At 56.6% G+C, this 25,785-nt stretch carries 24 protein-coding genes; 17 read left to right on the top strand and 7 right to left on the bottom strand.

Annotated elements, in window-relative coordinates; translation table 11 throughout:
• The first annotated feature begins 94 nt into the window (after positions 1–94).
• From ACZ5EH_RS08000 to ACZ5EH_RS07990, 3 genes are all read left to right on the top strand, one after another.
• Positions 95–1,126, top strand: a complete 1,032-nt coding sequence (locus ACZ5EH_RS08000; RefSeq protein WP_464277598.1) for a TRAP transporter substrate-binding protein — start codon at positions 95–97, stop codon at positions 1,124–1,126.
• Between the two features lie 126 nt (positions 1,127–1,252).
• The gene (locus ACZ5EH_RS07995; RefSeq protein WP_464277597.1) at positions 1,253–2,092 is read left to right on the top strand and encodes a fumarate hydratase; all 840 of its coding nucleotides are present in this window, start codon (positions 1,253–1,255) and stop codon (positions 2,090–2,092) included.
• Positions 2,092–2,637, top strand: a complete 546-nt coding sequence (locus ACZ5EH_RS07990) for a Fe-S-containing hydro-lyase (RefSeq protein WP_464277596.1) — start codon at positions 2,092–2,094, stop codon at positions 2,635–2,637. The genes ACZ5EH_RS07995 and ACZ5EH_RS07990 overlap by 1 nt, the downstream gene beginning before the upstream one ends.
• A 173-nt stretch (positions 2,638–2,810) precedes the next feature.
• On the opposite strand, the gene ACZ5EH_RS07985 is transcribed toward ACZ5EH_RS07990, so the two are convergent.
• Together ACZ5EH_RS07985 and ACZ5EH_RS07980 are read right to left on the bottom strand one after the other, a co-directional pair.
• Positions 2,811–5,600, bottom strand: a complete 2,790-nt coding sequence (locus ACZ5EH_RS07985) for an ATP-binding protein (protein ID WP_464277595.1) — start codon at positions 5,598–5,600, stop codon at positions 2,811–2,813.
• Positions 5,597–6,865: an ABC transporter substrate-binding protein gene (locus tag ACZ5EH_RS07980; RefSeq protein WP_464277594.1), complete on the bottom strand. Its 1,269-nt coding sequence runs from the start codon at positions 6,863–6,865 to the stop codon at positions 5,597–5,599. Before ACZ5EH_RS07980 ends, ACZ5EH_RS07985 begins: the two co-directional genes overlap by 4 nt.
• Positions 6,866–7,150: 285 nt before the next feature.
• Here ACZ5EH_RS07980 and ACZ5EH_RS07975 point away from each other — a divergent pair, with 285 nt between their 5' ends.
• From ACZ5EH_RS07975 to ACZ5EH_RS07935, 9 genes are all read left to right on the top strand, one after another.
• Positions 7,151–8,065, top strand: a complete 915-nt coding sequence (locus ACZ5EH_RS07975) for an SDR family oxidoreductase (RefSeq protein WP_464277593.1) — start codon at positions 7,151–7,153, stop codon at positions 8,063–8,065.
• 177 nt (positions 8,066–8,242) lie between these two features.
• Complete coding sequence (locus ACZ5EH_RS07970) at positions 8,243–9,001, top strand: SIR2 family NAD-dependent protein deacylase (protein ID WP_464277592.1); 759 nt, start codon at positions 8,243–8,245, stop codon at positions 8,999–9,001.
• Positions 9,002–9,125: 124 nt separating this feature from the next.
• Positions 9,126–9,857 (top strand): MotA/TolQ/ExbB proton channel family protein, encoded by a 732-nt coding sequence (locus tag ACZ5EH_RS07965; RefSeq protein ID WP_464277591.1) that lies wholly within the window; start codon positions 9,126–9,128, stop codon positions 9,855–9,857.
• Positions 9,858–9,908: 51 nt separating this feature from the next.
• Positions 9,909–10,391: a protein TolR gene (gene tolR / locus ACZ5EH_RS07960; protein ID WP_464277590.1), complete on the top strand. Its 483-nt coding sequence runs from the start codon at positions 9,909–9,911 to the stop codon at positions 10,389–10,391.
• A 21-nt stretch (positions 10,392–10,412) separates the two neighbouring features.
• Positions 10,413–11,477, top strand: coding sequence for a cell envelope integrity protein TolA (gene tolA, locus ACZ5EH_RS07955; RefSeq protein ID WP_464277589.1), 1,065 nt, complete (start codon positions 10,413–10,415; stop codon positions 11,475–11,477).
• Positions 11,478–11,509: 32 nt separating this feature from the next.
• Positions 11,510–12,445, top strand: a complete 936-nt coding sequence (locus ACZ5EH_RS07950) for a TonB family protein (RefSeq protein ID WP_464277588.1) — start codon at positions 11,510–11,512, stop codon at positions 12,443–12,445.
• A gap of 8 nt (positions 12,446–12,453) precedes the next feature.
• A complete protein-coding gene (locus ACZ5EH_RS07945) occupies positions 12,454–13,746 on the top strand; it encodes a translocation protein TolB (RefSeq protein WP_464277587.1) in 1,293 nt (430 codons plus the stop codon).
• Positions 13,747–14,029: 283 nt separating this feature from the next.
• Positions 14,030–14,548 (top strand): peptidoglycan-associated lipoprotein Pal, encoded by a 519-nt coding sequence (gene pal / locus ACZ5EH_RS07940; protein ID WP_464277586.1) that lies wholly within the window; start codon positions 14,030–14,032, stop codon positions 14,546–14,548.
• A gap of 273 nt (positions 14,549–14,821) precedes the next feature.
• Entirely contained in the window at positions 14,822–15,940 is a 1,119-nt protein-coding gene (locus ACZ5EH_RS07935; RefSeq protein WP_464277585.1) for a CsgG/HfaB family protein, read from the top strand.
• Between the two features lie 96 nt (positions 15,941–16,036).
• Here ACZ5EH_RS07935 and budA read toward each other — a convergent pair whose 3' ends face one another.
• The 5 genes from budA to purU form a co-directional block, all read right to left on the bottom strand.
• A complete protein-coding gene (budA, locus tag ACZ5EH_RS07930) occupies positions 16,037–16,822 on the bottom strand; it encodes an acetolactate decarboxylase (RefSeq protein ID WP_464277584.1) in 786 nt (261 codons plus the stop codon).
• Between the two features lie 204 nt (positions 16,823–17,026).
• Positions 17,027–17,821, bottom strand: a complete 795-nt coding sequence (locus ACZ5EH_RS07925) for an ABC transporter ATP-binding protein (protein ID WP_464277583.1) — start codon at positions 17,819–17,821, stop codon at positions 17,027–17,029.
• Entirely contained in the window at positions 17,815–18,717 is a 903-nt protein-coding gene (locus ACZ5EH_RS07920; RefSeq protein ID WP_464277582.1) for an ABC transporter permease, read from the bottom strand. Before ACZ5EH_RS07920 ends, ACZ5EH_RS07925 begins: the two co-directional genes overlap by 7 nt.
• Positions 18,718–18,788: 71 nt before the next feature.
• Positions 18,789–19,736 (bottom strand): ABC transporter substrate-binding protein, encoded by a 948-nt coding sequence (locus ACZ5EH_RS07915; RefSeq protein WP_464277581.1) that lies wholly within the window; start codon positions 19,734–19,736, stop codon positions 18,789–18,791.
• Between the two features lie 222 nt (positions 19,737–19,958).
• The gene (gene purU, locus ACZ5EH_RS07910) at positions 19,959–20,816 is read right to left on the bottom strand and encodes a formyltetrahydrofolate deformylase (RefSeq protein ID WP_464278277.1); all 858 of its coding nucleotides are present in this window, start codon (positions 20,814–20,816) and stop codon (positions 19,959–19,961) included.
• Between the two features lie 355 nt (positions 20,817–21,171).
• Between purU and ACZ5EH_RS07905 the strand changes: the two genes are divergently transcribed.
• The 5 genes from ACZ5EH_RS07905 to ACZ5EH_RS07885 all read left to right on the top strand — a co-directional run bounded on the left by ACZ5EH_RS07905 (position 21,172) and on the right by ACZ5EH_RS07885 (position 25,636).
• Entirely contained in the window at positions 21,172–21,927 is a 756-nt protein-coding gene (locus ACZ5EH_RS07905; RefSeq protein ID WP_464277580.1) for an ABC transporter substrate-binding protein, read from the top strand.
• 126 nt (positions 21,928–22,053) lie between these two features.
• A complete protein-coding gene (locus ACZ5EH_RS07900; RefSeq protein ID WP_464277579.1) occupies positions 22,054–22,746 on the top strand; it encodes an amino acid ABC transporter permease in 693 nt (230 codons plus the stop codon).
• A 26-nt stretch (positions 22,747–22,772) separates the two neighbouring features.
• Positions 22,773–23,537, top strand: coding sequence for an amino acid ABC transporter ATP-binding protein (locus ACZ5EH_RS07895; RefSeq protein WP_464277578.1), 765 nt, complete (start codon positions 22,773–22,775; stop codon positions 23,535–23,537).
• Entirely contained in the window at positions 23,537–24,229 is a 693-nt protein-coding gene (locus ACZ5EH_RS07890; RefSeq protein WP_464277577.1) for an amino acid ABC transporter permease, read from the top strand. Before ACZ5EH_RS07895 ends, ACZ5EH_RS07890 begins: the two co-directional genes overlap by 1 nt.
• A 3-nt stretch (positions 24,230–24,232) precedes the next feature.
• Positions 24,233–25,636 carry an FAD-binding oxidoreductase gene (locus tag ACZ5EH_RS07885; protein ID WP_464277576.1) on the top strand — a complete coding sequence of 468 codons (1,404 nt, stop codon included), beginning with the start codon at positions 24,233–24,235 and terminating at the stop codon, positions 25,634–25,636.
• Positions 25,637–25,785 lie beyond the last annotated feature (149 nt).

Genomic DNA, 25,785 nt, shown 5'->3' with positions numbered 1-25,785 from the left:
GGGGCAGGCGCTGTTTCCGCAACTGCAGCTCTTTTCACATCTTCGGTCGTATAAGGCCGCCACCACTGGTTTCGTTCAATAAAAGGGGAGTGAGATGAAGAATCTTCTGCGTTCCGTCCTGTACAGCCTTGTATTCATGGCTCTTGTCGCCATGGCCTTGCCTTCTTTTTCGCAGGCAGCCGATATCACCCTGACCTATGCCAACTTTCCACCTGCCTCCACCTTTCCCTGCGTGCAGATGGAGCGCTGGAAAAAAGAAGTCGAAAAGCGCACCGGTGGCAAGGTTGAAGTGCAGACCTTTCCCGGAGGCACGCTGCTGGGCGCCAAAAACATGTACGATGGCGTCAAGCAGGGCCAGGCCGACATCGGCAACATTTGCATGTCCTACCAGCCGGGCGTCTTTCCGTTGACCACTGTACTGGAGCTGCCTGTGAGCTTCACCAGCTCCGTCACGCCCAGCATGGTGCTGTGGGACATCTACGAGAAATATCAGCCCGAGGCTTTTGCCGACGTCAAGGTGCTGGCCATGTTCACCACCGCCCCTTCCAATATTATGAGCCAGGTTCCCGTGCGCTCCCTTGCCGACCTCAAGGGACTGGAACTGCGGGCCTCGGGCGGCGCTTCCAAAGTGCTGGACATGCTGGGCGCAGTGCCCGTCTCCATGCCCATGTCGGAAACGCCCGAAGCCTTGCAAAAAGGGTTGGTCAAAGGCCTGCTCTCCTCTCTGGAAGTGCTCATGGACTTCAACTTTGCGGAAAGCTGCCGTTACGAGACCATGACCAACTTTCAGGTGTACCCTTTTGCTGTCATCATGAACAAGAGCAAGTGGGAAGAACTGCCTGAGGACGTGAAAAAGGTCTTCAACGACCTGGCCAAAGAGCAGTCCCAGTGGACGGGCGATTACATGGACGGACATGTGGACGAGTCCATCGCCTGGAGCAAGGAAAAATACAGCATCGAGGTCATTGAGCTGCCTGAAGAAGACATGAAGCAGGCCTCCAAGACCCTGGAACCCATGATTGCCGAGTGGAAAGAAAAAGCCAACGCGGCGGGGCTTCCGGCTGACGAGATTTTTTCCCAGATGCTGGACCTGAAGGCAAAATACGAAAAGGAATTCGGCCACTAGGCCGATGATGAAGGGGTTCTGGCCAGAGCGGCAAGAGCCCCTTCCTTGTTTTCATGTGGCGGCCGGCCGCGGAAGGCCATTGCCGGGGCCGGCCCTTGTTTCTTTCCTGTATCCCAAGGAGTCGCCATGCGGACCATACCCGCCCAGGAGATCATCGACGCGGTGGCCGGACTGTGCATGGACGCCAACCGTTACATCCCGGAGGATGTACGTAACGCGTTCGAAAAAGCCCGAGCCGAAGAAACGTCTGACGTAGCCAAGGAAATTTATCGCCAACTGCTGGAGAACGCAGACCTGGCCGCAGAAACAGGCCTGCCCCTTTGCCAGGACACGGGTCTGGCCGTCTTCATTGTGGAGATGGGCAACGACGTGCATGTGGAAGACATGCCTCTTTCCGAGGCGATCAACGAAGGCGTGCGCAAAGGGTACCAGGAAGGGTATCTGCGCAAATCTGCCTGCGACCCCATGACCCGGGCCAACACGGGCGACAACACCCCTTCCATCATTCACACCTTCACCGTACCTGGCGACAAGCTGAAAATCAGCTTCATGGCCAAGGGCGGTGGCAGCGAAAACATGTCGCGCGTTACCATGCTGGCCCCTGCACAAGGGTGGGAAGGCATCAAGAAATTCGTCCTGCAGCGGGTGGCGGAGGCAGGCCCCAACCCATGCCCGCCGATCATTCTTGGCATCGGTGTCGGCGGTACCTTTGACTACGCGCCCATCCTGGCCAAAAAAGCCCTGATGCGTAAGCTCGACGACACGCATCCGGATCCGGATGTGGCGGCCAAGGAAGCCGAACTGCTCGGCCTGGTCAATGAACTGGGCATCGGCCCCATGGGCCTGGGCGGCTCCACAAGCTGCCTGGCCGTAAAAATCTCCATGGAGCCCTGCCACCTGGCCAGCTTGCCCCTGGCCGTGAACGTCCAATGCCACTCCGCACGGCACAAGGAGGTCACGCTCTGATGGCTGAACATCATTTGCAGACACCGCTTTTTGACGAGGACATCATGAAGCTGCACAGCGGCGACGTGGTCTTTCTCACCGGCATGATATACACAGCGCGCGACGCAGCCCACAAACGCCTGGTGGAGGCATTGGACAATGGCGAAGAGCTCCCCTTTGATCTGAAGGGCGCGGCCATCTACTACGTTGGTCCCTCGCCTGCGCCTCCGGGGCGCCCCATTGGCGCTGCCGGCCCCACCACCAGCTACCGCATGGACTCCTACGCCCCCCGGCTGCACGCCCTGGGACTGAAGGCCTCCATCGGCAAAGGCAAACGCAACGATGAAGTGAAAGCCGCCATGAAAGAACACAAGGCCGTGTACTTCGGCGCAACAGGCGGCGCTGGCGCCCTGCTTTCCCAGTGCATCAAGGAAGCCAGGGTCATTGCCTACGAGGACCTGGGGCCTGAAGCCATCCGCGAACTTGCTGTGGTGGACTTTCCCCTTTTGGTCATCAACGATGCCTACGGGGAAGAGCTGTACGTCAAACCCAAGCTGGACATCTGAGTCGCACGCTGCAATCGGACTACATGGGGAAGTGAGGAGGGCCTGTCTGTTGGGTCCCCCTTGCTTCCCTTTTTTCATTCCCAAAGGATCTCTGCAAAAGTACGTGCGGGGGGCGGGAGCTGCTTTGCAAGATTCTCCCTTGCAGGGCTCTTGCTTCGTCCTTTGCCCGATGCTCAGGCAAGGCGGATGCTGTCGAGGTAATGCAGCAGGCCTCTGGCCAGTTCCGCCACGGTGCCTGCATCGCCTTCCTTGGCAGCGCTGTTGATCTTCTTGCCGTATTCGCTCACAGGGGGAAAGCCGTAGGCTTCTCCCTCGCCATGCATCTGGTGCGAATAGGTCCTGATAATGGTGAAATCGTCCCGTGCGGCAGCATCAAGTACAGCCTGGGCATTCTCGCGCATGACTTCCAGAAACTTCGGCGCCACATCTTCCAGTTCAGGGGGCACCACCACTTCCAGCTCCTCCTGCGCGTCTGCATCTGTTGCTTCTTCCTGCTTTGACGCTGGAACAGCCAGATTCTGTATCGCCTCTTCCGTTGTGGAGGGCGCAGAAGCTTGCGCCATGGCGTCATGCGTCTCAGGGTAAATGAGCTCCAGCATGGCCGAGAAAAGCGCCTCACGACTCACGGGTTTGGCAACATGCGCGTCGCACCCTACTTCGTTGCAGCGCGCAATGTCAGGGGGCAGCACATGGGCCGTCAAAGCTATGATGGGAACATGTGCGCCGCTTTTCTTCTCCATCTCCCGGATAAGGCGGGTTGCTTCAAGCCCGTCCATGACCGGCATCTGAATATCCATGAGCACCATATCGTAGTGCTTGGCGGCAAAACGCTCCACCCCCTCCTTGCCGTTGCGAGCCACATCTATGGTGAACGGGGTATTTTTAATGAACGATTGGATCAGAAAAACGTTGAATTCCGAATCTTCGACCAGCAACAAACGCAGCGGCGGCAATGCCACGGCCATAACGTCGCTGTCATTGCTTCCATCTCTATCCTGTTTTTCTTCCTGCTTGGGCAAGAACAACCCAACGTGAAAGTCACTTCCCTTGCCAGGGGTGCTTTCCACCCAGATGCGCCCCCCCATGAGTCCTATCAACCAACGTGAAATGGCCAGCCCAAGGCCGGTGCCGCCAAATTCTCGGGTAATGGAGCTGTCTGCCTGATTGAAGCTGTCAAAAATACTCTCCAGCTTGTTCTCCGGAATACCGACGCCGGTATCGCTCACCGTAAAAACATGGGAAAATTCGCCTACTTTTTTTGGTTTGGACACATGCAGCCGCACATGCCCTTTTTTGGTAAACTTGATGGCATTTCCCAACAGATTGGTGAGCACCTGTCTCAGCCGCATGGGGTCTCCCTTGACGTGGGGCCAGACATCCGGCTCTATGTCCAACTGCAGGGAGAGGTGCTTGTTGGCAGCCATGGGGTGCGCGAATTCCGCAAGTTCCTGCAGCAATTCACCCAGGTTGAACTCTATGCTTTCAAGACTCAGATTACCGGTTTCCACTTTGGAGAGATCAAGAATATCATTGAGTACGGACATAAGCCCGCGCCCTGCGGAACGAAACACTTCCACATAGCCGCGCTGTTCTTCATCCAGCTCCGTGTCCATGAGTATGTCGGCCATGCCCATGATAGCGTTCATGGGCGTACGTATTTCATGGCTCATTGTGGCCAGAAAGCGGCTTTTTGCCTGATTGGCCACCTCAGCGTCCTGCTTTGCCGTTTGCAGGGCGCTTTCAATGCGCTTCCGTTCTTCTATTTCGTCAGCCAATTCCTCATTACGTCGGGAAAGCTGCTCGGTACGCTCCTCCACCAGTTTTTCCAGGTGAGATCGATAACGTTCAAGTTCCTCTTCGGCCTGCTTGCGTTGCGTAATGTCACTGACCAAGGCGTCGATCCGCGCGATTTCTCCCCTGGAATCGAAAACCGCGTTGGCGTTCAGGGAAATCCAGATCATGACATCATCGTTGCGGCGAAAATTGGTCTCGTAGCCTTTGGCCTGCCCTCTTTCTCGCAGCAACTGTTTGATTTCGCGACGCTGCGTGGGATGCACATGGAGCAGATCCTTGATGCTCTGCACAGCATCCAGGGCGTCTTCCGGCTTGTTGTAGCCAAGAATACGCGCCATGGCCAAATTCATATTCAGGAACCGGCCATCTCCTGTCATCTGGCAAATGCCTTCAAGGGAATTTTCATACAAGGAACGGTAGCGTTCCTCAGATTCGCGCAATGAGGCCTGCTGCGATTGGAGGCGTTTGCTCATCTCATTGAAGGCGCTGGCCAGACTGCCTATTTCGTCATCGCCCTCCATGGGAACCCGCTCTCCCAAGCGGCCGGCCTGAATACTGGCGATTCCACTGCGCAAGGAATCCAGGGGGCGCAAAACCAGACGAGTGAGCAGATATTGCAGCGCCCCTGAGGTGATGAGCACGCCAGCTATGACCATGCCGGCAAAAAGCGTCAGATACAGAGTGGTTTCCCGCTCTATCTGGGCAAGGCTCGAATACAGGGCAATATAGCCCACACGCTCGCCATAGGCGGAAATATCTCCCAGGTGCAGCGCGTAGTCTTTTTCGCCAGCCTGGGTCCGCAGAAACAAGGGCTTTTCTGCAAGCCGCTCCAAAAGCACGGGCGCCAGATCAGGCGAGGCAAAATCCGCACTGCGCAAAACCAGCTGCCCCGAAGCATCGTACAAGGCCACTGCGTCTATACTCTGCACGTCCAACAATTTCTGAATGCTGTGCTGCAGCGCTTCGTGCTGTCCGGCAAAAAGCTCGTTGGCCAGGCTCTCCATGCGTTGCCCTGCGACTGCAGAAAGGAAAAGATCAATTTTTTCCAGGGCAGTCGCCCGCCGCTGTTTTTCCATCATAAACAGCGCGGAGCCAAAGATCAGGGCAACGATCAGGCCTGTAGCCCAGACCGCAAAAGTAGCCCTGGAGCGGATGCTTTGCAGTCTCATGGATTGGCCTGCATGTCTTCCGGGCTCACGGTTTGCAGATACACCGGCGTCTCTTGTTCATAGCTCATGATGACTGCGCTCTTGTGCGGATCGCCATGCTCGTCGAAAGTAATGGAGCCTGTCACGCCAGAAAAATCTTTTGTTTGACTGAGTGCTTCGCACAGGGCCGCAGCATCTGTGCTGCCCGCCCGATTCATGGCGTCCGCCAGGAGGTATACTGCATCATACGCCAACGCGAGCCCAGATGAAAGCTCTACAGTATTTTTATAACGCGCGACAAAGGCCTGGGTCTTTTCATTATCCCACAGGGGGGACCAGTGGGTGCAAAAATACACGCCCTGCCCTTCGTTACCTTCCAGATCTACAGCGGTGGTGGCTTCCCAGCCATCTCCCCCCAGTGCGGGAACCATGACCCCTTCCTTGCGCAACGCCGCCACTATCTTGCCGCTTTCCGCATGACCGGGAATGAACACGCCATCCACATCCAGATAGGCAACCTGAGAAACAAGCGCGCCGAAATCTTCCGCTCCGAGCAAATCTACACTTTTATACGGAAGGCGCTGGACGATCTGCCCCCCATAGGCCTTGAACCGGCTCTGGAAAAGGGCATCCAGGCCTATGCTGTATTCGCTGTTCAAATTGACCAGCGTGACAATCTTTTTCAAACCCAACTTTTTGGCGGCAAACCAAGCCAGAACCTTGGCCTGGAATACGTCGGTAAAACACACGCGAAACACGCAATCGCCGACCAGGGTCACTGCCGGCATGGTGGCGGTGTCCGAAACCATGGGCAAATCCAGCGCCTCGGCCTCCCGCCCTGCAGGCAGCGCATGAGAACTCCAACTCGGACCCACCAGGGCCGCCACACCAGCTTCGCTCGCATGTTTGACGGCAAGTTTGGAACCAATTGGCGTGCTCATGTTGTCAAACATTTGCAATTCCAGCTTGCGCCCCATCACACCACCGTTGGCGGCGTTAATCTCCTGCACCGCCAACCGTGCGCCTTTTTGCGAAAAGGTATTGGCAGGGGCGGCCAGTCCCGTAAGACTGTACACTCCGCCTATCTTGATGTTCGAATCCTGGGATTCCGCATCCGGCGCTGCAACGGGTGGACTGCCGAAAACTCCCGGCATTTCTTTGGCTGGTTCGCTGGCGTGAGCTCCAGATGCATACTGAAAAAAAGCGGCCATGAACGCCAGTATCGCAAAAGCAGCAAGCATCCAGATGCCTGGCAACCTCTGCGTCAGGAATATCCTTGATTGCATTTCCTACTTGTTTCCCTTGGCAGCATTGATTTTCCTGCTGGTTGGCTGCCCAATAATCTCCACCATGCCCAATTTTGAGAGGATATTCAATCATTGTCCATTATCCGTAATGCGTATCTCGCCCCGCTCCCACCTCAATAATAAAAGGCGGCAGACCGCCCCTGACAGTGCACGGCTGATGCCCGCACTTTGCGATTTCCGGCTGTATGGCCTATGCCATTACAGACAGGTATCTCGAATAACAGGTATGACGCGCCTGCTTTTTTACGACACCATGGAGCCAGAATGCACTGCAAACGGCTATTGCTGACAGGCGGCAGCGGCTTTCTGGGCGGACATCTCGCCCTGCAAGCTGCCCAGGACGGCTGGCAGGTGCTTGCCCTTGGGCACAACACCCTCCCGCTCAGTGGGCCGCGCATCGAAGCCATGTGCTGTGACCTCACCAGGCCGGGCGCACTCACGGAGGCCGTGGCAGCCTGGCGGCCAGATGTAGTGGTGAACCTGGCAGCCCAGTCCAATGCAAACAAGTGTGAACAGGACCCGGAAAAATCTCGTTTGCTCAATGTGGAGCTGCCGCGCGAGGCGGCAAGCGCCTGTGCTGCCCGTGGTCTGAAGCTGGTGCATGCCTCCACGGACCTGGTTTTCAGCGGGACAATGGCGCCTTATGCGGAAGACGCTCCTCCTGAGCCATTAAGCGAATATGGCCGGCAAAAAGCCGCTGCCGAAGCCGTGGTGTTGGAAGGCTGCCAAGCACAAGGGACGAGCGTCTGTATTTGCAGGCTGGCCCTGCTATACGGAAGCCCAGTTCAGACTCCGGACACGGGCTTTTTTTCCACCATGGTGCGGGAACTTATGCAGAACAACGGCGCGGGGCTTACGCTCTTCAGCGACGAATACCGCACGCCGCTCTTTGTAAAAGATGCGGCAAAAGGCGTGCTGCTAGCCGTTGAAAAAGGCAGCGGCCTGCTGCATCTTGGAGGGGACGAACGAGTTTCCCGTTTGGAATTCGGCAAACGCCTTGCTGCAGCACTTGGCAAAAGTGGCGAAGATATACAAGCCGTTCCTCTGGCCGCCGTAAAAATGGCGGCGTCACGGCCTGCAGATGTCTCCTTGTGCATAGACAAGGCCCAGGCGCTGGGCTTTGCTCCAATGCCCCTGGCAACCGGAATCAGTGCTGCCGCGACCCTGTGGAACAGCTGACAGAAGGCGTTTCAAAGGCGCGAACATTTGCAATATAATAGCATTTTACGCAACTTTTACGTGATGCTCCCCGCCCCCCTCTTCACAACTCGGCACAAGCGCTGTACAGGGGGGCGAGTCCATGAATATGCCTGCCCTGACATTCATGGCTGACAGAAACACAAAGGTCTGGAGACCATGAGTAAAGATTGGAGAACCGACGCAGAATCCGCCGCCGAAATCTGGCGTGCATCCGAAAGCTGCCTTGTACTCACAGGGGCGGGCATTTCCGTACCGAGCGGCATCCCCGACTTCCGCAGCCCCGGTGGTTTGTGGGAACGCTTCCGCCCGGAAGAAGTGGCCACATTGCAAGCCCTGCGCGCGCACCCCGACAAGGTTTGGAAATTTCTGCTGGAGGCCCACACCATTTTCAGCGGGGCAAAACCCAATCCTGCGCACAAAGCCCTGGCCAGGCTGGAACAGGCCGGCAAGGTGCAGGCAGTAGTCACCCAGAACATAGACAATCTGCACCAGCGCGCAGGATCGCGCAATGTCATCGAATTTCACGGTTCCGGTCAACGCTACTACTGCATGGGGTGCAAACGCGACTACGACCCCCAACAGGTATCCAGCCTGACTACTGCTGATATTCCCTGGCATTGCGAAGATTGCGGCAAAATAATCCGGCCTGATTTTGTTTTTTTTAATGAGCAGATACCTGCCAAGGCCATGAACAGCGCATTAGCTGCCGCGCAACAGGCCGATCTGGTGGTTATTATAGGCACTTCAGGAGAGGTTGCCCCCGCCAATACGCTGCCTTTGTACCCCAAGCGTAAAGGCGGGAAAGTATTGGAATTCAATATGGATACCTCCATGTTTGGAGACGTGTCGGACATTGTGGTAACCGGACCTGCAGAGGAATCGCTGCCATTTGTTTGTGACCTGCTGTTGGGGTGATGCACACGGTATTTTGAGGCCAATGCCTTGACCTTCCGGCGCGCAACTTGTATCGCCCCCAGGTGTAGACTTTATCTAGATAGACATGGTAAGGGTTCCCAAACCTTATTTCCGGAGCGCGCTCATGCAAGAGATGCAACTCTTCGAGCTTCTGGGCCACGCCACTCTCGTGGTCAAGATCGTGCTGAGTTTATTGGCTGTCATGTCCCTGTTAAGCTGGGCCATCATTTTCACCAAAATTTTCACGCTGGCCAGCGCCCGCCGCAAAGTCGCGGGGAACATGTATGAATTCCAGGAAGCAGACAGTCTGCGTGCCGCCATCAAACTGATGGGACGCGACGTTCGTTCGCCTGCTTATCAGGTGGCTGCCGGCGGTGTGGACGAATTGAACCGCCTGGAAGAAAATGGCAGCAGCGAGAAGATGAGCGTGGTCATGGACAACCTGCGCCGCACCCTGCGCCAGAGTGTCAGCGAACAGGAGCAGCGTCTGACGACATCGCTATCTTTTCTGGCCACATGCGCCAACGCAGCGCCCTTTATCGGCCTGTTCGGCACGGTGTGGGGCATCATGCACTCGTTCCACTCCATTGGCCAAATGAAGACGGCGGCCCTGGCCGCTGTTGCGCCTGGTATCTCCGAAGCACTGGTTGCCACTGCCATCGGGCTTGCCGTGGCCATACCGGCAACCGTTGCATACAACGCTTTTGTAGGAAAGATCAGCGCCATCGAAGCTGATCTGGTGAATTTTGCCGGCGTGTTTTTGAACCGCGTGCAGCGTGAATTACCGCATATGGACGATACACAGCCCAAGCAAAAGTCCGTGCCGCCCCGCTCCGGTGGTGGTGTCAGGCTGTAACCTGGAAACCTTATCCTGCCCGTGTTCACTGAGCCGGGCTTGGGAGCCGCCATGGCCGTAAAAATGAACCGCGGCGGACATCTAGCCGAAATCAACGTTACGCCCTTTGTGGACGTCATGCTGGTGCTTTTGATCATTTTCATGGTCACTGCCCCCATGCTGGAGCAGGGATTGGAAGTGGACCTGCCCTCCACCCGCACTGTGGAGTCGTTGCCTTCGGACAGCGACCACATGGTGCTCACTGTGCGCCGTGACGGTGCGTTGTACCTGGACGAATACGCGGTGCCCTTTGATGAATTGGCCGGTCACGTAAAGCGCCTGGTCACCGATAAGAAGAAGCAACTCTTTTTGCGGGCGGACAAGGAAGTTCCCTACGGACTGGTGGTCAAGGTCATGGGAGAACTGAAAAACGCCGGAGTGGACAAGCTGGGTGTGGTTGCCGAAAAGGACATGGAGCTCGACCTGCCCGCGCAACAATCCGGCAAGAAGCCCGCAACACCCGACGCGGCCGAAAAGGCCGGGAAGTCGCAGTAACTCCGGCGGTAGCCGGATCGGATGGGCGCGTCCATGTTACGCGTTGTCAGCTATACATTATCCATACTACTTCACGCCGGAATCATTTTTGGTTCCCTGTATTGGCCTGTGTCTCAAACGCACATAGACCTGAACGTACCGGTTTATGAGGTGAATCTTGTGACATTGGCCGGCGCACCGGGCAAACCTGGCGACCCGGGCGACCCTGGTCCGGGTGAAAAGCCTGCTGAGAAAGCTCAGGAAAAAGCCCAGCCCAAGAAGGCGGAAACGCCCCCTGCTCCCGAACCTGCTCCTGCAGTGAAGCAGACGCCCCCCGCGCCGGAGCCGAAAGAACAGCCCAAACCTGTGCAGCAGTCCAAGCCGGAGGCCAAGCCGCAACCCGTGGCAAAGAAGGCGCCTCCTGAAAAAGGCAAGGACATCAGCCAGAAAAAGAAAGAAGCGCCCAAAAAGCCCGAGCCTAAAAAGGCTGAGCCTGAAAAAAAGGTTGCGGAAAAAAAGCCGGAGCCAGAACCGGAAAAAAAACCTGAACCGAAGAAGACCGAGCCCAAGCCCAAGGAGCAGCCGAAGCCTGCGGCGGCCGCCACGCCCAAGCCGAAGCAGCAGGAGCAGAAAAAGCCTGACACCAGGGAGCAGATTCTGGCCCAGGCGCTGCAGACTGCGCGTACGGATGCAGCCAAGCAGGAGAAGCAGGACCGCGACACGCTGGCCAAGGAACTGGCCGACCTGCGCGAATCCGTGCAAGGCAGTGGCGGCGGTACCGGAACAGGCGGTGGTGGTCAGGGCGGCCAGAACGGTATGAACGGGCAATCCGCAGCGTATTTGCGCGCCGTTGCCTCTCTCATCAAGGAACGCTGGGCATTCCCCAAACTTGATTCCTCCACTGTTTTGAAGGCCACGGTGGAAATGCGTCTCAACAGAAACGGGGAAGTACTCAATTATAGCATTATCAACGAATCCGGACGCCAGGACTTCGACGCATCGACCCTCAAGGCCGTTGCCGAGGCCCAGCAGGTGAACCTGCTGCCGCCTCCGCCTCCTGGTCTGGAAGTCATCCGCATCAACTTCAACTCGCAGGAATTGCGGTAGGTACGTTAATGGCATTGTGCACGAGAGTTTTTTTGCTGGCAGCGCTGCCCATCATGCTCACAGCGCTTTACGCCCATCGTGCGGCCGCCAGCCAGAATGATGCACTCTCACAAGTTGCACAGCAGCAAAGCCCTAACCGTGAGGGGTTTGCCAGAGAAGTATTCAAACAGCACGTCGACAAGCAATCGCCTGAGCAAAACGAAAACGAAACGCTTTATGCCGCGTATATTCGCGCCGTTGCCGCTCTTATCAAGGAACGCTGGCTCCCCCCAAAGACATCCAGCGCTTTGGCTGCGGCAGTTGAAATACATCTGGACACTGATGGTGAGATTCGCGATTTTTCGCTTGCATCGTCATCTGGTGCTTATAAATTTGACGCATCTGTTTTGACCGCTGTGGCCGATTCCATGCAGAAGTACCTGCCCCCACCTCCGGCAGGGCTGAATACGTTTCAGATAAAATTCAGTTCCCATGAAGTACGGGACATGAACGCCCCACAAATGACGCGGGAGCAAATATTGGCGCAAGCGATTGCAAATGCCCGTAACGACGCGGAGAAACAAACTTCCAAGGACCGCGACGACCTTGCCAAGGAACTGGCTGATCTGCAGAAATCCATGCAAGGCAGCGGCGGCGCTACCGGCTCAGACAATGGAGGTCAGCGCTTCCAGAAAAGTAATAACGGGCAATCCGCAGCGTATTTGCGCGCCGTTGCCTCCCTTATCAAGGAACGCTGGGCATTCCCCAAACTTAATTCGCCCACGGTTTTGAAGGCCACGGTGGAAGTACGTCTTAACAGGGATGGGCATATACGCCATTACAGTCTGATCGAGCATTCCGGACGCCAGGACTTCGACGCATCGATCCTCACGGCCGTTGCCGAGGCCCAGCAGGTGAACCTGCTGCCGCCTCCGCCCCCTGGTCTGGATGTCATCCGGATTAACTTCAACTCGCAGGAACTGCGGTAGGTACGACCATGTCCTCGTGCACGAGAATATTCATATTGGCAGCGCTGCTTATCATGGCCGCGGCGCCCCGAGCGTTTGGTGAAGCTGTAACCATCGACATTTACGGCCCCGGGCAGAGCCGGATGAATATGGCTCTGGCACAACCGCTGGGGCAGCAAGGCGCACCCGCCCCCGCCCTTGCCCAGGATTTGCAGGCTTTGATCCGTCAGAACCTCGATATTCTGCCGTTTCTCGAGCTTGTTTCGCCCCAGTCCATTGTGGGGGGGGACAGGCTGGAAGGCTACACAAACGACGCCATCGACTACAAACGTTTTCAACTGGTTGGGGCGGACCTGCTGCTGACTGCAGGGTGGACGAGTGATAACAGCGTTGAGTTGCGTGTTTTCCAGGTTTTTACCCAACGCATGTTGCTGGGCAAAAGCTACACAGACGTCACCAAAGGGCAATTGCCTCAGGTGGCGGACCGTTTTTGCGCTTCGTTTATGGAAGAGCTGACTGGTCATGGCGAATTCTTCCGCTCCACCCTGGCGTTTGTTCGCAAGACGGGCGAAAGCAAAAATGTTTTCACGGTGCGCCCCATGGGGCGTGATCTGCATCAGGTCACCAACCTGAACGGCTATTGCCTGTCCCCGGACTGGTCCAAGGATGCGCGCTACATAGCCTTTACCTACATCGACGACCGCAAGCACTCCCTGGGCGTGGCCGACCTGGCCACCGGCAATGTGACAACCAAGGCCTTCAGCGGCCGCACCGTCATCAGCCCTGCCTTTACCGCAGCCAACAAAATTGCGGCCAGCATGTCGGAAGGAGACTACTCAGACATCGTGCTGCTTAACAACGCCCTGGAAGTGGAGCGCAAGCTCGTACAAAGCCAGAGCATCGATGTATCCCCTTCCTTTGATCAGAAAGGCTCGACCCTGGCCTTTGTCTCCGACCGTTTCGGCGGCCCCCAGATTTTCATTTCCGCAGGCGGTGGTGCGAACCGGGTTACTTTTGAAGGCTCCTACAACACCGACCCCTCTTTGAGCCCCCAGGGCGACAAGGTGGTTTACACAAAACGTATGCCGGACGGTTTCCGAATTTTTGTCATGGACTTGAAAACCGGCATTGAGGAGCAGATTTCCTTTGGCCCAGGCAGCGACGAGCAACCGGCATTTGCACCTGATGGCTACTTTGTGGCCTTCACCTCCACCAGAAACGGAGGGCGGCAGCTTTTTCTGACCACCCGCCACGGCGACCAGCCGGTGCAAATACCCACCAATGGCGAAGGCAGCTTTCCCGCCTGGGGGCTGACGGACTAGCTAAACGTTGTTGCTATGGGCAGTTATATTGCGAAACCAGGCAGGCAAAGCATACCTTCTTATAATAACTGCATTTTAAGGCAGCAGATGTGTGATGAGTATGTAACATGCAGCTTTACTTGGATTTTCGATTGAAAAACTAATGTAAAAACTTTCTTGCAACCTTGACAGAAAACGGCTGCGAGATCATACAGTGCCAACAATTTTCACCGCCACGGGTGGAATTCACCCCGCAACGAGGAAGAACACACCCAAGCGCATGATGCGCAAGGAGGAAGGTCCTATGAACGTACGTCCCATTTGGTTTTTGGCTTTGATTCTGGCAGTGGCTTTGACTGCGGGCGCAGGCTGCGCCAAAAAGAACGTCGGCTCCGCCCCCGGCGCTGACGCCTCCGGTGCACAGCAGGGTTCCGGCGGCATGAACGAAAGCGAACTGGCCGCCAAGAATCTGGAACAGGCCAAACGCGTTGTAATGAGCGAAAAGGTGTACTTCACCTTTGACAGCTTCGCCCTTTCCCCCCAGGCTCAGGACGTTTTGAAGCGTAAAGCCGACGTGCTGCGCGCCCAGCCCACCCTGAAGGTGCTCATCGAAGGCAACACCGACGAACGCGGCACCGAGGAATACAACCTTGCCCTGGGTGAACGCCGTGCACAGGCCGCCAAAAAATACCTGGTCCTGCTGGGCGTCAACCCCATGCAGCTCGAAACCATCAGCTACGGTGAAGAGCGCCCTGCTGATCCCGGCCATGACGAGCAGGCCTGGGCCAACAACCGCCGCGACGAATTCCGTCTGGTCTGGTAGTCGGCAGCAGCACCCGCCGTCCTTCCGGAACGCTACCGCACAACCACCGGACAGACGGCAGACATCACTTCTACGAATCCAAGCGGGCAGGGAGTCTTTTCCCTGTCCGCTTTTTTCATGCACAGCCCCCCTCATCATTTACATCGTGTGTTTCCCCTTACACCGTGCTGGAGGTGCAAGGAACACGGATACGCACAAGCTATATGGCTTCTTGACATGGCTGCCTCTGGAGTACACAAACTATGAACGAATCCTTCATGTTCTGGAGACCAGATGCGCAGCAGCCTGAACCTAGCATACGCGACAAGGGACTGGATATTCCTGTCACTTCTGGCTTGTCTGCTGCCATTGTGTTTTCCCGCCGGCGTTCTGGCTCTGGATACTGCTGCAGCTCTCACGGCTGCGGACACAGCACCCACTGTTGAAGGTGCAGAGACAGCTCAAAATACGCCCCCTTCTGATACGGAGTCTGATTTTCTGTTCACCATGGCCGTCACTGATTTCGACATCACCACTGATGGCGCAGATAAAAAGCAGGCCGAGGTTCTGAGCAACCTGCTGGTGCAAATTGCCGAAACGGTACTGTGCAGCGTGGACTCCATCGGTCTGGTGGAGCGCCGCAAGACCAGGGAGATACTCGATGAACAGTACTTTGGACAAAACGGGGGCAATGTCGAATCCAGCGCGCAGCAAGTCGGCGCCTTACTCGGTGCAAAATACGTCCTGACGGGGGGCTTTATACTTTTTGGCGCCAACGGTCGCCTGGATATCAAAATCATCGACGTGAAAAGCGGCAGAATAGTGGCCGCAAAAAGCGCCAACATGGCGAACCACGATTTCAACACAATCAACGCCGTCATGACGGGCACCACGCAGCAACTGATAGCCAAGCTGGTGCCGGATTACACACCGCCCCCGCCTCCCGTTGTAGCGTCACCCGAGCCCAAGCAGCTAAAAACCGCACCCCCACCCGCAGCGCAGCCTTCCGCACCTGTCCAAAAGCGCCATGCCATTGCAGACGCTTCCATCGACGCCTTTGTGAGATCGTATCTTACCGCTTACAACGCCGGTAACATTGACGCACTGCTCGAGCATTATGGCGATGCAGTAGACCTGCTCAACATCGGTATTGTCCCGAAAAAGAGAATACGCAAGGAACTTGGCTTTTACTTCCGACTCTGGCCCATGCACCAACGCAAGCTGGAAGGCGACATTCAGGTATACCAGACCAGCGCCCCCCACTTGAAACGTGTGGAATATTTTTACGAATACACAATGAACAATGGCAAGAAGACCAGAAATGGGTTGGCGCAAGACATCTATCTTCTTGCTGTCTCCCCAGACGGTCTGGAAATAATCTCCGAAAAGAACATCGTGCATAAACGTCGCTAGGACGGTTATTTCTGACAAATGAAAAGCGCCCCTTGAACCTGCTGTTGGTTTCAGGGGCGCGATTTTGCAGACTGCGGTTGTCGGTATTAACGGGCGCTATTGGCGGGCGCTCTCCACTTTGTGCAGATCCTTGACCGATCCATCCAGGTCAGCTTCCTGGAAATCCTTGCTCAAAGGCAATTCCACACTCAAAATGGGAGTGGCGTCCAAAAAGACATCCACGCCAGGCGCCTTCAGATCCAGCACATGCCCGCCGGCATCGCGCTCTGTGGTCAAAAAGTGCAGGTGCAGACCAGGTACGCCCAGGCCATCCATCAACTTTGGGCTGTAGAAACCCACGAGTGTGCCCCTGCGATGCGAAAACGTGAACTCAGGCTGATCCTTCACCGCCTCACTCAGTGAGGGGTAGGGCTTTTTCTGCCTGTCCACACTACGGGTGCGCACAAGATCAAATGACGCATCCACACGGACTGCATAGAGCATGTTGGGCTCTGTCTTGGTGGCTTCTTTAATGGCCGCAGCAAGGGATTCCATACCATCCAGGGGCTCCACATGCACCTGGACGTCATGGTCGAAAAAAGTCACGCCAGCGTAAGGTGTCTCCATGACATCGGGAACCATATGCACCGTACCGTCGCCGCGCACCTGGTAGACCTCCCCGTCCAAGACCACCATTTCACCGTCCAGGGCGCGAAAGGTTCCCAGACCAAGGTCCCCATGTTCCTTGAGGGCGCCGCAGGTCACGCCGCCGTCATAAACGCCCTGCATCAATGATTCAATTGTGGATACTTGATAATAGACATCACGTTTGGGCTCTGCCCAGGCGTTCATGGCCGAGAGAAGAAGAATCGCAACAAATAGAAAAGAAATGCTCTTTCGCATAGTACTTGTCCTCTGAGCATCTTCGCCTGGTTACAGCGTAGATGACCTCATGCATTTCCTTGAAACAACAATATGTTGTCCCAAAGCGTGCTCGTGTATAAAGACGAAAATGCGTTAGCTTCGCTTGCAGTCGACCTTCAAGATGCAGGCCTTGGAAGACAGCATACTCGGGATTTGCGTCCGGTCAACCTCAAGGCTGAAAAACTACCCCAGTAGCAGGCGGTCCGATGCCAGCTCCTCGCCGCGTACGGCATGGAAGCGCTCCAGCAGATCGTCCACAGTGAGATTCTTCTTTTCATCGCCTTCAAGGTCAAGGATCACTTCGCCCTGATGCAGCATGACCAGCCGATTTCCGTACTGTATGGCCTGGTGCATGTTGTGGGTGACCATCAGCGTGGTCAGCTTCTGCTCTTCCACTATGTCCTGTGTCAGGTCCATGATCTGCAACGCTGTCTTAGGGTCCAGGGCCGCGGTGTGTTCGTCCAGCAACAACAGGTAGGGGCGCACGATGGTCGCCATGAGCATGGTCAGGGCCTGACGTTGCCCGCCAGAGAGCAGCCCCACAACATCCTGCAAGCGATTTTCCAGACCAAGCCCTATCTTGGAGAGCTGCTCCCGGAACATGTCACGCTGCGATGCCCTGACGCCCTTGCCCAGGCCGCGAACCTTGCCGCGCAAGGCGGCCAGAGCCATATTCTCTTCTATGGTCATGGTGGCGCAGGTGCCTTTGAGGGGATCCTGAAAAACGCGGCCGATGAACTTGGCGCGCTTGTATTCCGGCCAGTTGGTCACATCGTTTTCCGCCAGCAAGAGCCGCCCGGAATCAGGCAAAAAGCCCCCTGCAACACAGTTCAGCATGGTGGACTTGCCCGCCCCGTTGGAGCCAATGACAGTGACAAAGTCACCACGCTCCACGATGAGGTCCAGGTTATTCAGGGCCAGGACTTCGTTGATGGTGCCTTTATTGAAGTATTTGACGATCTTTTTGAGTATCAGCATCGCGCGCGCAGCCTTTGTTTCAATTGCGGCGCCACCAGGGCGATGACAACAAGGATGGCGGTGATCAGGTTCAGGTCGCTGGGGGTGAATGAAAACTGCCCCAGCTCCATGGACAAGGCCAGAGCAATGGCCAGGCGATAGAGCACAGACCCCAGCAGGGCGGCTATCACGTGCCGTACGACCCCACGCTGGCCGAATACGGTTTCTCCCACAATGACCGAGGCAAGCCCGGCAACAATGGTGCCCACCCCCATGTTAACATCGGCGGCGCCCTGGTTCTGGGAGACCAGCGCCCCGGAAAGGGCAACCATTGCGTTGGAAAGCCCCACCCCAAAGATGATGATCCGGTGTGTATTTACACCCTGGCTGGTGATCATCTGGGGGTTGTCGCCCGTGGCGAGCATGGCCTGCCCCAGCTGGGTTTTAAGAAACCAGATCAGGAACAGCACGGCGGCCAGGGCGATACAGCCGAAAAATGCGCTGGCGGCAAGATTCGGGGGCAAGCCCAGGCCCTGCCAGAACCCGGCCCAGCTTTCCACCACTGTGGGTTTGCCGAGCAAAGAAATATTGGGGCGCCCCATAATGCGTATGTTGATGGAGTAGAGCGCGATCATGGTCAGGATGGACGCGAGCAGGTGCAGAATCTTGAACTTGGTGTTCAGGATGCCCGTCACCATACCGGCCAGAAACCCGGCTCCCGTGGCGAGAAAAAGAGAAGCCACCGGGCTGACTCCCGAGACAATGGCCACCGAAGACACCGCAGCGCCGAGGGGCAGACTGCCATCAACGGTGAGGTCTGGAAATTCCAGGACCCTGAACGTGAGGTACACGCCCAGGACCATGAGTCCATAGACAAAGCCCTGTTCTAGGGCGCCGTAAAATGCATACCAGGTCATGGCGAACAAATGCCCCGACCAACTTCATGCAGCCGGCCGGGGCGAGTTTTAATTTTTGGTTGCAGGCGTCGCTATTCGACGACCTTGTCAGCGCGCTCCTTCACGGACGCGGGGATAGCCACACCCATGGCCTCGGCGGCCTTGGGATTCACATACACCATAAGATTTTCAAGCTTTTCCACGGGCATGGTGGCGGGTTCTTCACCGTCCACCAGGATACGCTTGGCCATGGAAGCGGTCTGGCGCCCCATGCGGTAGTAGTCCACCGCCAGGGATGCCACGGTGCCGCGCTCCACGGAATCATTGTCTGCGCTAAAGATGGGCAGGTCGGTCTCGTCACCCACTTTAAGCGCGGATTCAAGAGCAGCCACAACCGTATTGTCCGTGGGGATATACACGGCCTGGCACTTGCCCACCAGGCTTTTGGCGGCCTGATACACGCCGCCGGAGTTGGCCACTGTGGCTTCTTCTACGGTAATGCCATGCTTGGCGCAGGCGTCCTTGAGCATGTTGACCAGGGTTACGGAGTTGGCTTCCCCGGCGTTGTAGATCACGCCCAGGCTCTTCATGTCAGGCAGAAATTCGCGGATAAGATCAACCTGCTCGGCCACGGGGCTCATGTCGGTCATACCGGTGACATTGCCGCCGGGAGCCTGCATGTCCTTGGCAAGGCCCGCGCCGACAAAGTCGGTAACCGCGGTGGCCAGAACAGGGATGTTCCTGATCTTCTGCGCACATGCCTGGGCGGAAGGCGTAGCAATAGCCAGGACCACATCGGGCTCTTCGCCAAGGATCTGGCTGGCGATCTGCGTGGTGGTGCCCATGTTGGCCTGGGCAATGTGCACGTTGTACTCGGCGTCCAGCCCCAGTTCCTTCATGCCGTCCTGAAAGCCCTTGAGCACGGCGTCCAAGGCGGGGTGCTCAACGAACTGGTTCACCGAAACAGTGTAGGTCTCCGCCCGGACAACTGCGGGCAGGAGCATGGCCACAAGAACGGCAAGCAGAAAAAAGCGTTTCATGTAACTCCTCCCTGATAAGGATGGTCTGTGAGCTGATTTCGTTTTGTTTCCGAACCACTTGAAATATAGCCGCACCGCCTGCGCGGTTTTTATACGGCTCTCGTTTCCTACAGCAGTACGGGTAAATTTCATCGCTTACTTTACCCCGCCACGTCAAGGGCGGAGCGCTTGTTCGGCTACTACTACCCCGATTTATCCCGGAAGGGAAATGCTATTGCGGCATCACACGAAAACCACGGTTTTATTCCCATGGGCGATAATCCTGTCATCCAGATGCCAGCGCACGGCCCGGGCCAGAACCTGGCGCTCCAGATCGCGCCCCATGTCCTTCAGGTCCTTGACGCTGTGGCGATGGTTCACCCTGGCCAGGTCCTGTTCGATTATCGGCCCGGCGTCCAGCTCAGCAGTAACGTAATGGGCGGTCGCCCCGATGAGTTTGACGCCCTTTTCATAGGCCTGGCGGTACGGGTCCGCCCCGGCAAAAGCAGGCAAAAATGAGTGGTGTATATTGATGATGCGCCCCTCGAAGTGGGAGACGAATTCAGGAGAAAGAATTTGCATGTAGCGCGCCAGCACCACGCAATCCACCTTGCCATCCATCAGTTCGATCATCTGGGCTTCACTGGCGGCCTTGTCGCCTTTTTCCACTGGGATGTGATGAAAAGGAACGCCAAAAGCGTCGACTTTTTCTTTGCACACAGGGTGGTTGCTGATGACCATGACAACATCTGTATGCAATTCACCCCGGCTCCAGCGCCAAAGCAGTTCCATAAGGCAGTGCTCATGCCCGGAAACCAGGATCGCCATACGTTTCGGACTACAGGCGTAGCACATGCGCCAGTCCATATTGAACCGATCCGCAACTACGCGGGCAAAGGCTTCTTCCAAAGCGTCACGGGTCACATCCAGATGCGGGGTCTGAAATTCCAGGCGCATGAAGAAGACGCCGCCCTCCGCCTTGGTGGAGTGCTGGTCGAGTGCGGTGATGTTGACGTTGTGCGAAAAAAGAAAATTTGTCACGGCAGCAACAATGCCGGGCTTATCCGGACAGGTTATCAGCAAGCGGGCAGTCGTCTCCAGGGATTCAACCGGCAAAAAGGACTGGGACGTTGCCGGCTCCAAAGTGCTTTTCAGGGGCGGCTCCACGGTATGCTCCTCTCATTCGTCAGTATTATTAGGATGCGCCTCGCGGCGCGCATGAGTTCCCTACCCGATTGCGCGTAATGACGCTACCCCCTGCGCATGTCGCAACAAGCCAGATATCAGGCGCGTCGGCAGCTTGTTCACTTGATAACTTGGCACGAGTCTGCTACTTCCCATGCGTCTGGCACGGCTAATGGCAACATTGTTGCTACCGTTTTGCCACATTTGAAAAATGCGACTCGCGGACGTCTTTACCTTTCATAACCATCCATTTTTCAGGGGAGTGTTCTCGATGGCCAAAAAGATTTTCTCCATTCTGACGTGCCTGGCCCTGGCCCTGGCTTTCACTTGCGGCAGCGCCGTCGCACAAGAAAAAGAATACGTGAACGGCATCGACTTTGGTTTCCCTCCTTTCGGCTTTGTAGATAAGGACGGCAAACCCTCGGGCTTTGACGTTGAATCCATGAACTGGATCGCCGAAAAGATGGGCTTCAAGGTCAAGCACCAGCCCATGGACTGGGACGGCATCATCCCCGCCCTGACCTCCGGCAAGATCGACCTCATTGCTTCCGGCATGAGCGCCACCGAAGAACGCGCCAAGATCGTCAATTTCACCAATCCTTACTATCAGGTGACCCAGGTGCTGGTTGTCAACAAAGACAACGACATGAGCCTGGAAAAGATGCTGACCTCCGGCCAAAAGATCGGCGTGCAGCGCGGCACAGTGACCAACAAGCTGCTCGAAAAGCTCTCCAAGGACCCGAAGTATGACTTCGAACTGGTGCTTTACGATTCCACCGACCTTTCGCTGCAGGATATGCCCATCGGCCGTATCGCCGGCTCTGGCATGGACAGCTCCATTGCCTTTGAGCTGATGAAGGACAAGCCGCTGAAGATTGCCGGCACCTTTGACGCCAAGCCTGAAAACTACGCCTACGCCGTCCGCAAGGACGACAAAGAGCTGCTGGAAACCCTGAACAAGGGGCTTGAACTGCTCATGGCCGATCCTTACTGGAAAGAGCTGAAGGCCAAGTACGACATTCCATAGACCGGCAGCCTTACCGTGTAGCCGACTCCGGCCCGGAAGGCCCTGGCGCCTTCCGGGCCGTTTTGCCCTTCTCTCACTGTGAGACACGGGACTGCGGCAACACCCGAAGCATGGAGAATTCTGAAGATGAATCAGGCCATACAGGCCATTTGGGAAGCGCTCCCTTACATCTTGAGCGGCACATGGTACACTGCCGGACTTATACTCGGCGCCATGGGGCTTGGCTTCTGCATGGGCATTCCCCTCGCAGTGGGGCAGGTATACGGCGCTAAACCCCTGCGCAAGATTATCGGCACCTATGTCTGGATATTCCGGGGCATCCCCATTCTTGTGCAGCTGTACCTTTTTTATTTTGGCATTTTGGCCTGGCTGGGCAAATTTTCGTTTTTCGCCGCAATCCATCTGGACAGCGCCTTTGCCGCCGCGGTCATCGTTCTGGGATTGACCAGCGCGGCCTATCAGTCACAAATTTTTCGGGGCTCCATCCTCTCCTTGCCGGAGGGACAGCTGAAAGCCGCCCGCGCCCTGGGCATGAGCGATTTCACAGCCATCAAAAGCATTATCCTGCCCCAGGCGCTCAGGTTGTCCATTCCTGCCTGGTCCAACGAATTTTCAATCCTGCTTAAAGACTCGGCCCTGGCCTACGTCATAGGCGTCATGGAAATCATGTCCCGCACGCGCTCGGTGGCAGCAACGACCCACCAGCCGCTGCCCTTGGCGCTTTTTGCCGGGGTCATCTTTTACATCCTTACCCTGTTGGGCGTCAGAGCATTGAAAAAAATAGAAAAAAAGGTCCGCATCCCGGGTTACTCCCACTAGTGGGGCGCCCTGAAAAGGAATTTTTCATGCCGCAAAACGATGCAATCCTGCACGTCGACTCCATCACCAAGTCCCTTGGTGAGAATCTGGTGCTCGACGGCGCCACAATGACCCTCAAGAAGGGCGATCTCAAAGTTCTGATCGGTCCTTCCGGGGGTGGTAAAAGCACTTTTCTGCAATGCGCCAACCTGCTCATCACCCCGGATAGCGGCCATGTATGGCTCGAAGGCCGCGAGGTGAACAGCAAAAGCAAAAAAGAGCTCTACTCCTTCCGCCAGCAAGTGGGCATGATCTTTCAGGATTTCAACTTGTTCGACCATCTCAGCGCCCTGGAGAACGTGCGCATCGCCCTGGTCAAGGTCAAAGGCATCCCGAAAAAGGAAGCCACCCAACGGGCCGAAGCCGAGCTTGACCGTGTTGGCCTTGCCGACAAGGCCTCCCTCTACCCTGCCCAGCTATCCGGGGGGCAGAAGCAGCGCGTCTCCATTGCCAGGGCTCTGGCCATGGACCCCAAGGTCATGCTGCTGGACGAGCCCACTAGCGCCCTGGACCCTGAACTCATCGGCGAAGTGCTGGCCGTTATTCGCGACCTGGCGACAGCAGGAATGACCATGGTCATGGCTACGCACCAGATCAGCTTTTCCGCCTCCCTGGCCGACGAATTTCTGTTCATGGAAAAGGGGCACATCATAGAACGCGGCTCGCCCGCAGAGCTCTTGTGCAAGGATTCCAGCTCACGCACCCAATCGTTCTGCACCAAAATCAATGAACTCACGGGGGAAGTCGCATAGTGAGCGAGGTGTTCAATTTCATAGCCCAGGATGTGGTGCCCGGCCTGAACCACGGCCTCATCACCTCCGTGCAGCTAATCATTCCCTCTGCCCTTATCGGTGTATTTCTGGGCATCGTGGTGGGGGCTCTGCGTGTTTTTGGGCCTAAATGGACAAAAGCCATTACAGACGCCTATGTCTCTCTTTTCCGCGGCACCCCACTCGTTGTGCAGCTCTTTTTCTGGTATTTTGCTCTTCCGTATGCCGATCTCTGGGGCTTTCGCATTGTCATGGGGCCAAAGACGGCGGCCATTGTAGGCTTTGCCCTTTGTAGCGCCGCCTATCAGTCGGAGTACATCCGCGGTGGCCTCCTCTCCATCAAAGGGGGACAGATCAAGGCTGCCCACGCCCTGGGCATGTCGCCTTTCAAAACGGTCCTCCACGTCATTCTGCCACAGGCCTTTCGTCGCGCCCTTCCAGGATGCGGCAACGAAATCATCTACCTCATTAAATATTCCTCGCTTGCATCCATCATCACAGTGAACGAGCTTACCGGCGTTGGCCGCGCCATTGCCAAAAGCACCTGGAAGAATACCGAGGTCTATCTTGTGGTCGGCATCTACTATCTGCTGCTGGTCACCCTGGCCACGCTGATTCTGCACTGGGTAGAAGGCAGGCTTTCCGTCCCCGGTTTTGAAAGCAAAAGGGGTTGATGCATGAGCGCCCCTTACGTTGCCCTCTCAGAAGATACGCTGGACAGACTTCGCGATATTTTTGGCCCAAAAGGCTGCTGCGCACTGCCCGAGGAACTGGCGTCTCTTTGTTGCGACGAAAGCGGCCTGCCCTCTCTCTCCCAGGCCGAGGCGGCTGTGTACGCCCAGAACGCCGGACAAATTTCCGCACTCATGCAACTGGCCAACGAACGCCGCTTTACGGTAACGCCCCGCGGCGCTGGCACCGGCCTGGCGGGCGGGGCCAATCCAGGGCATGGCGGGGTCATTCTCTGCATGGAAAGCATGAACTCCCTGCGCATCGATGCGGCGAACCTGGTGGCCGAAGTCGAGCCCGGCGTCATCACTGCAACATTACGCGATGCAGCCAGAGAACAGGGGCTGTTTTATCCTCCGGACCCAGCCAGCCTCGATACGAGCAGCATCGGCGGCAACGCCGCCACCAACGCGGGGGGCCCTGCCTGTGTAAAATACGGCACCACCCGCGATTATGTTCTTGGGCTGGAAGCCGTACTGCCAACGGGCGAGATCGTCTCCGCGGGCGTGCGTACCAGAAAGGGTGTGGTGGGGTACGACCTGGCGCACCTCATCGTAGGATCCGAAGGCACTTTTGGCGTCATCACCAAGCTGATACTCAAACTTGTTCCCTTGCCCCAGGCCACCCGCAGCCTGGTTGCCGCCTTCCCCGATATGGGCGCGGCCATGCGTTGCGTTACAGGTATTCTAACCCGCGGCTGCCTGCCATCCGCCATGGAATTTCTGGACCATACCTGCCTGGCCCTTGTGGGCGATTTGCTGCCCTTTGACACCAAGGGAGACGGCGCCCTGCTCCTCATCGAAACCGACGGCTCCCAGGCGCAGGCAGCGCGCGAAAGCGAAGCCATTACCGCTATTTGCCGTGAATTTGGCGCAACAAGCGTATTGCCCGCTGCGGATGAAGAGCAACGCCAGCGTCTCTGGTGGGTGCGGCGTCAGGTCTCGGTGCGCATCCATGAATCCTGCAAGGTGTACATCCCTGAAGATGTTGTGGTGCCCATCGGCTCCATCGCCACCCTTGTGGGGGCGCTCCCCGCCATGGAGCAAACCCATGGCGTGCGTATCTACGCCTTTGGCCATGCGGGCGACGGCAATATCCACCTGAACCTGACAGCTGAAAACAGTGAAGACGCTCCAAAGGTGGAGGCCGCCGTTCAGGATGCCCTGCGTCTGGTCCTGAAACTTGGGGGCACCATGTCCGGAGAGCACGGTGTGGGCATTGCCAAGCGCCCCTTTGTGCCTATGGAGCTTTCAGAAAAGAGCATTTCATTGCAGCGCGGCATCAAAAAGCTGTTTGACCCGGCTGGCGTCCTCAACCCGGGCAAGCTTTTTCCGGACCCAGAGGGCGAATAATATATTTTCGGAGCGCTTTTTTGCATAAAAATTGCGCTCCCCCCCCCTTTCCACCAACTTTTCAGATACGAATTTGGGAAAGGGGAGCGCGGAGGGGTGGAATCCCTGCCAATAGGGATTCTTCCCTTCGCAATCCAACTTTCACTCAT

The sequence above is a fragment of the Desulfovibrio biadhensis genome, from assembly GCF_055388615.1.
The sequence above is the reverse complement of the archived record's forward strand: the minus strand, read 5'-3'. Positions and strand labels throughout refer to the sequence as shown.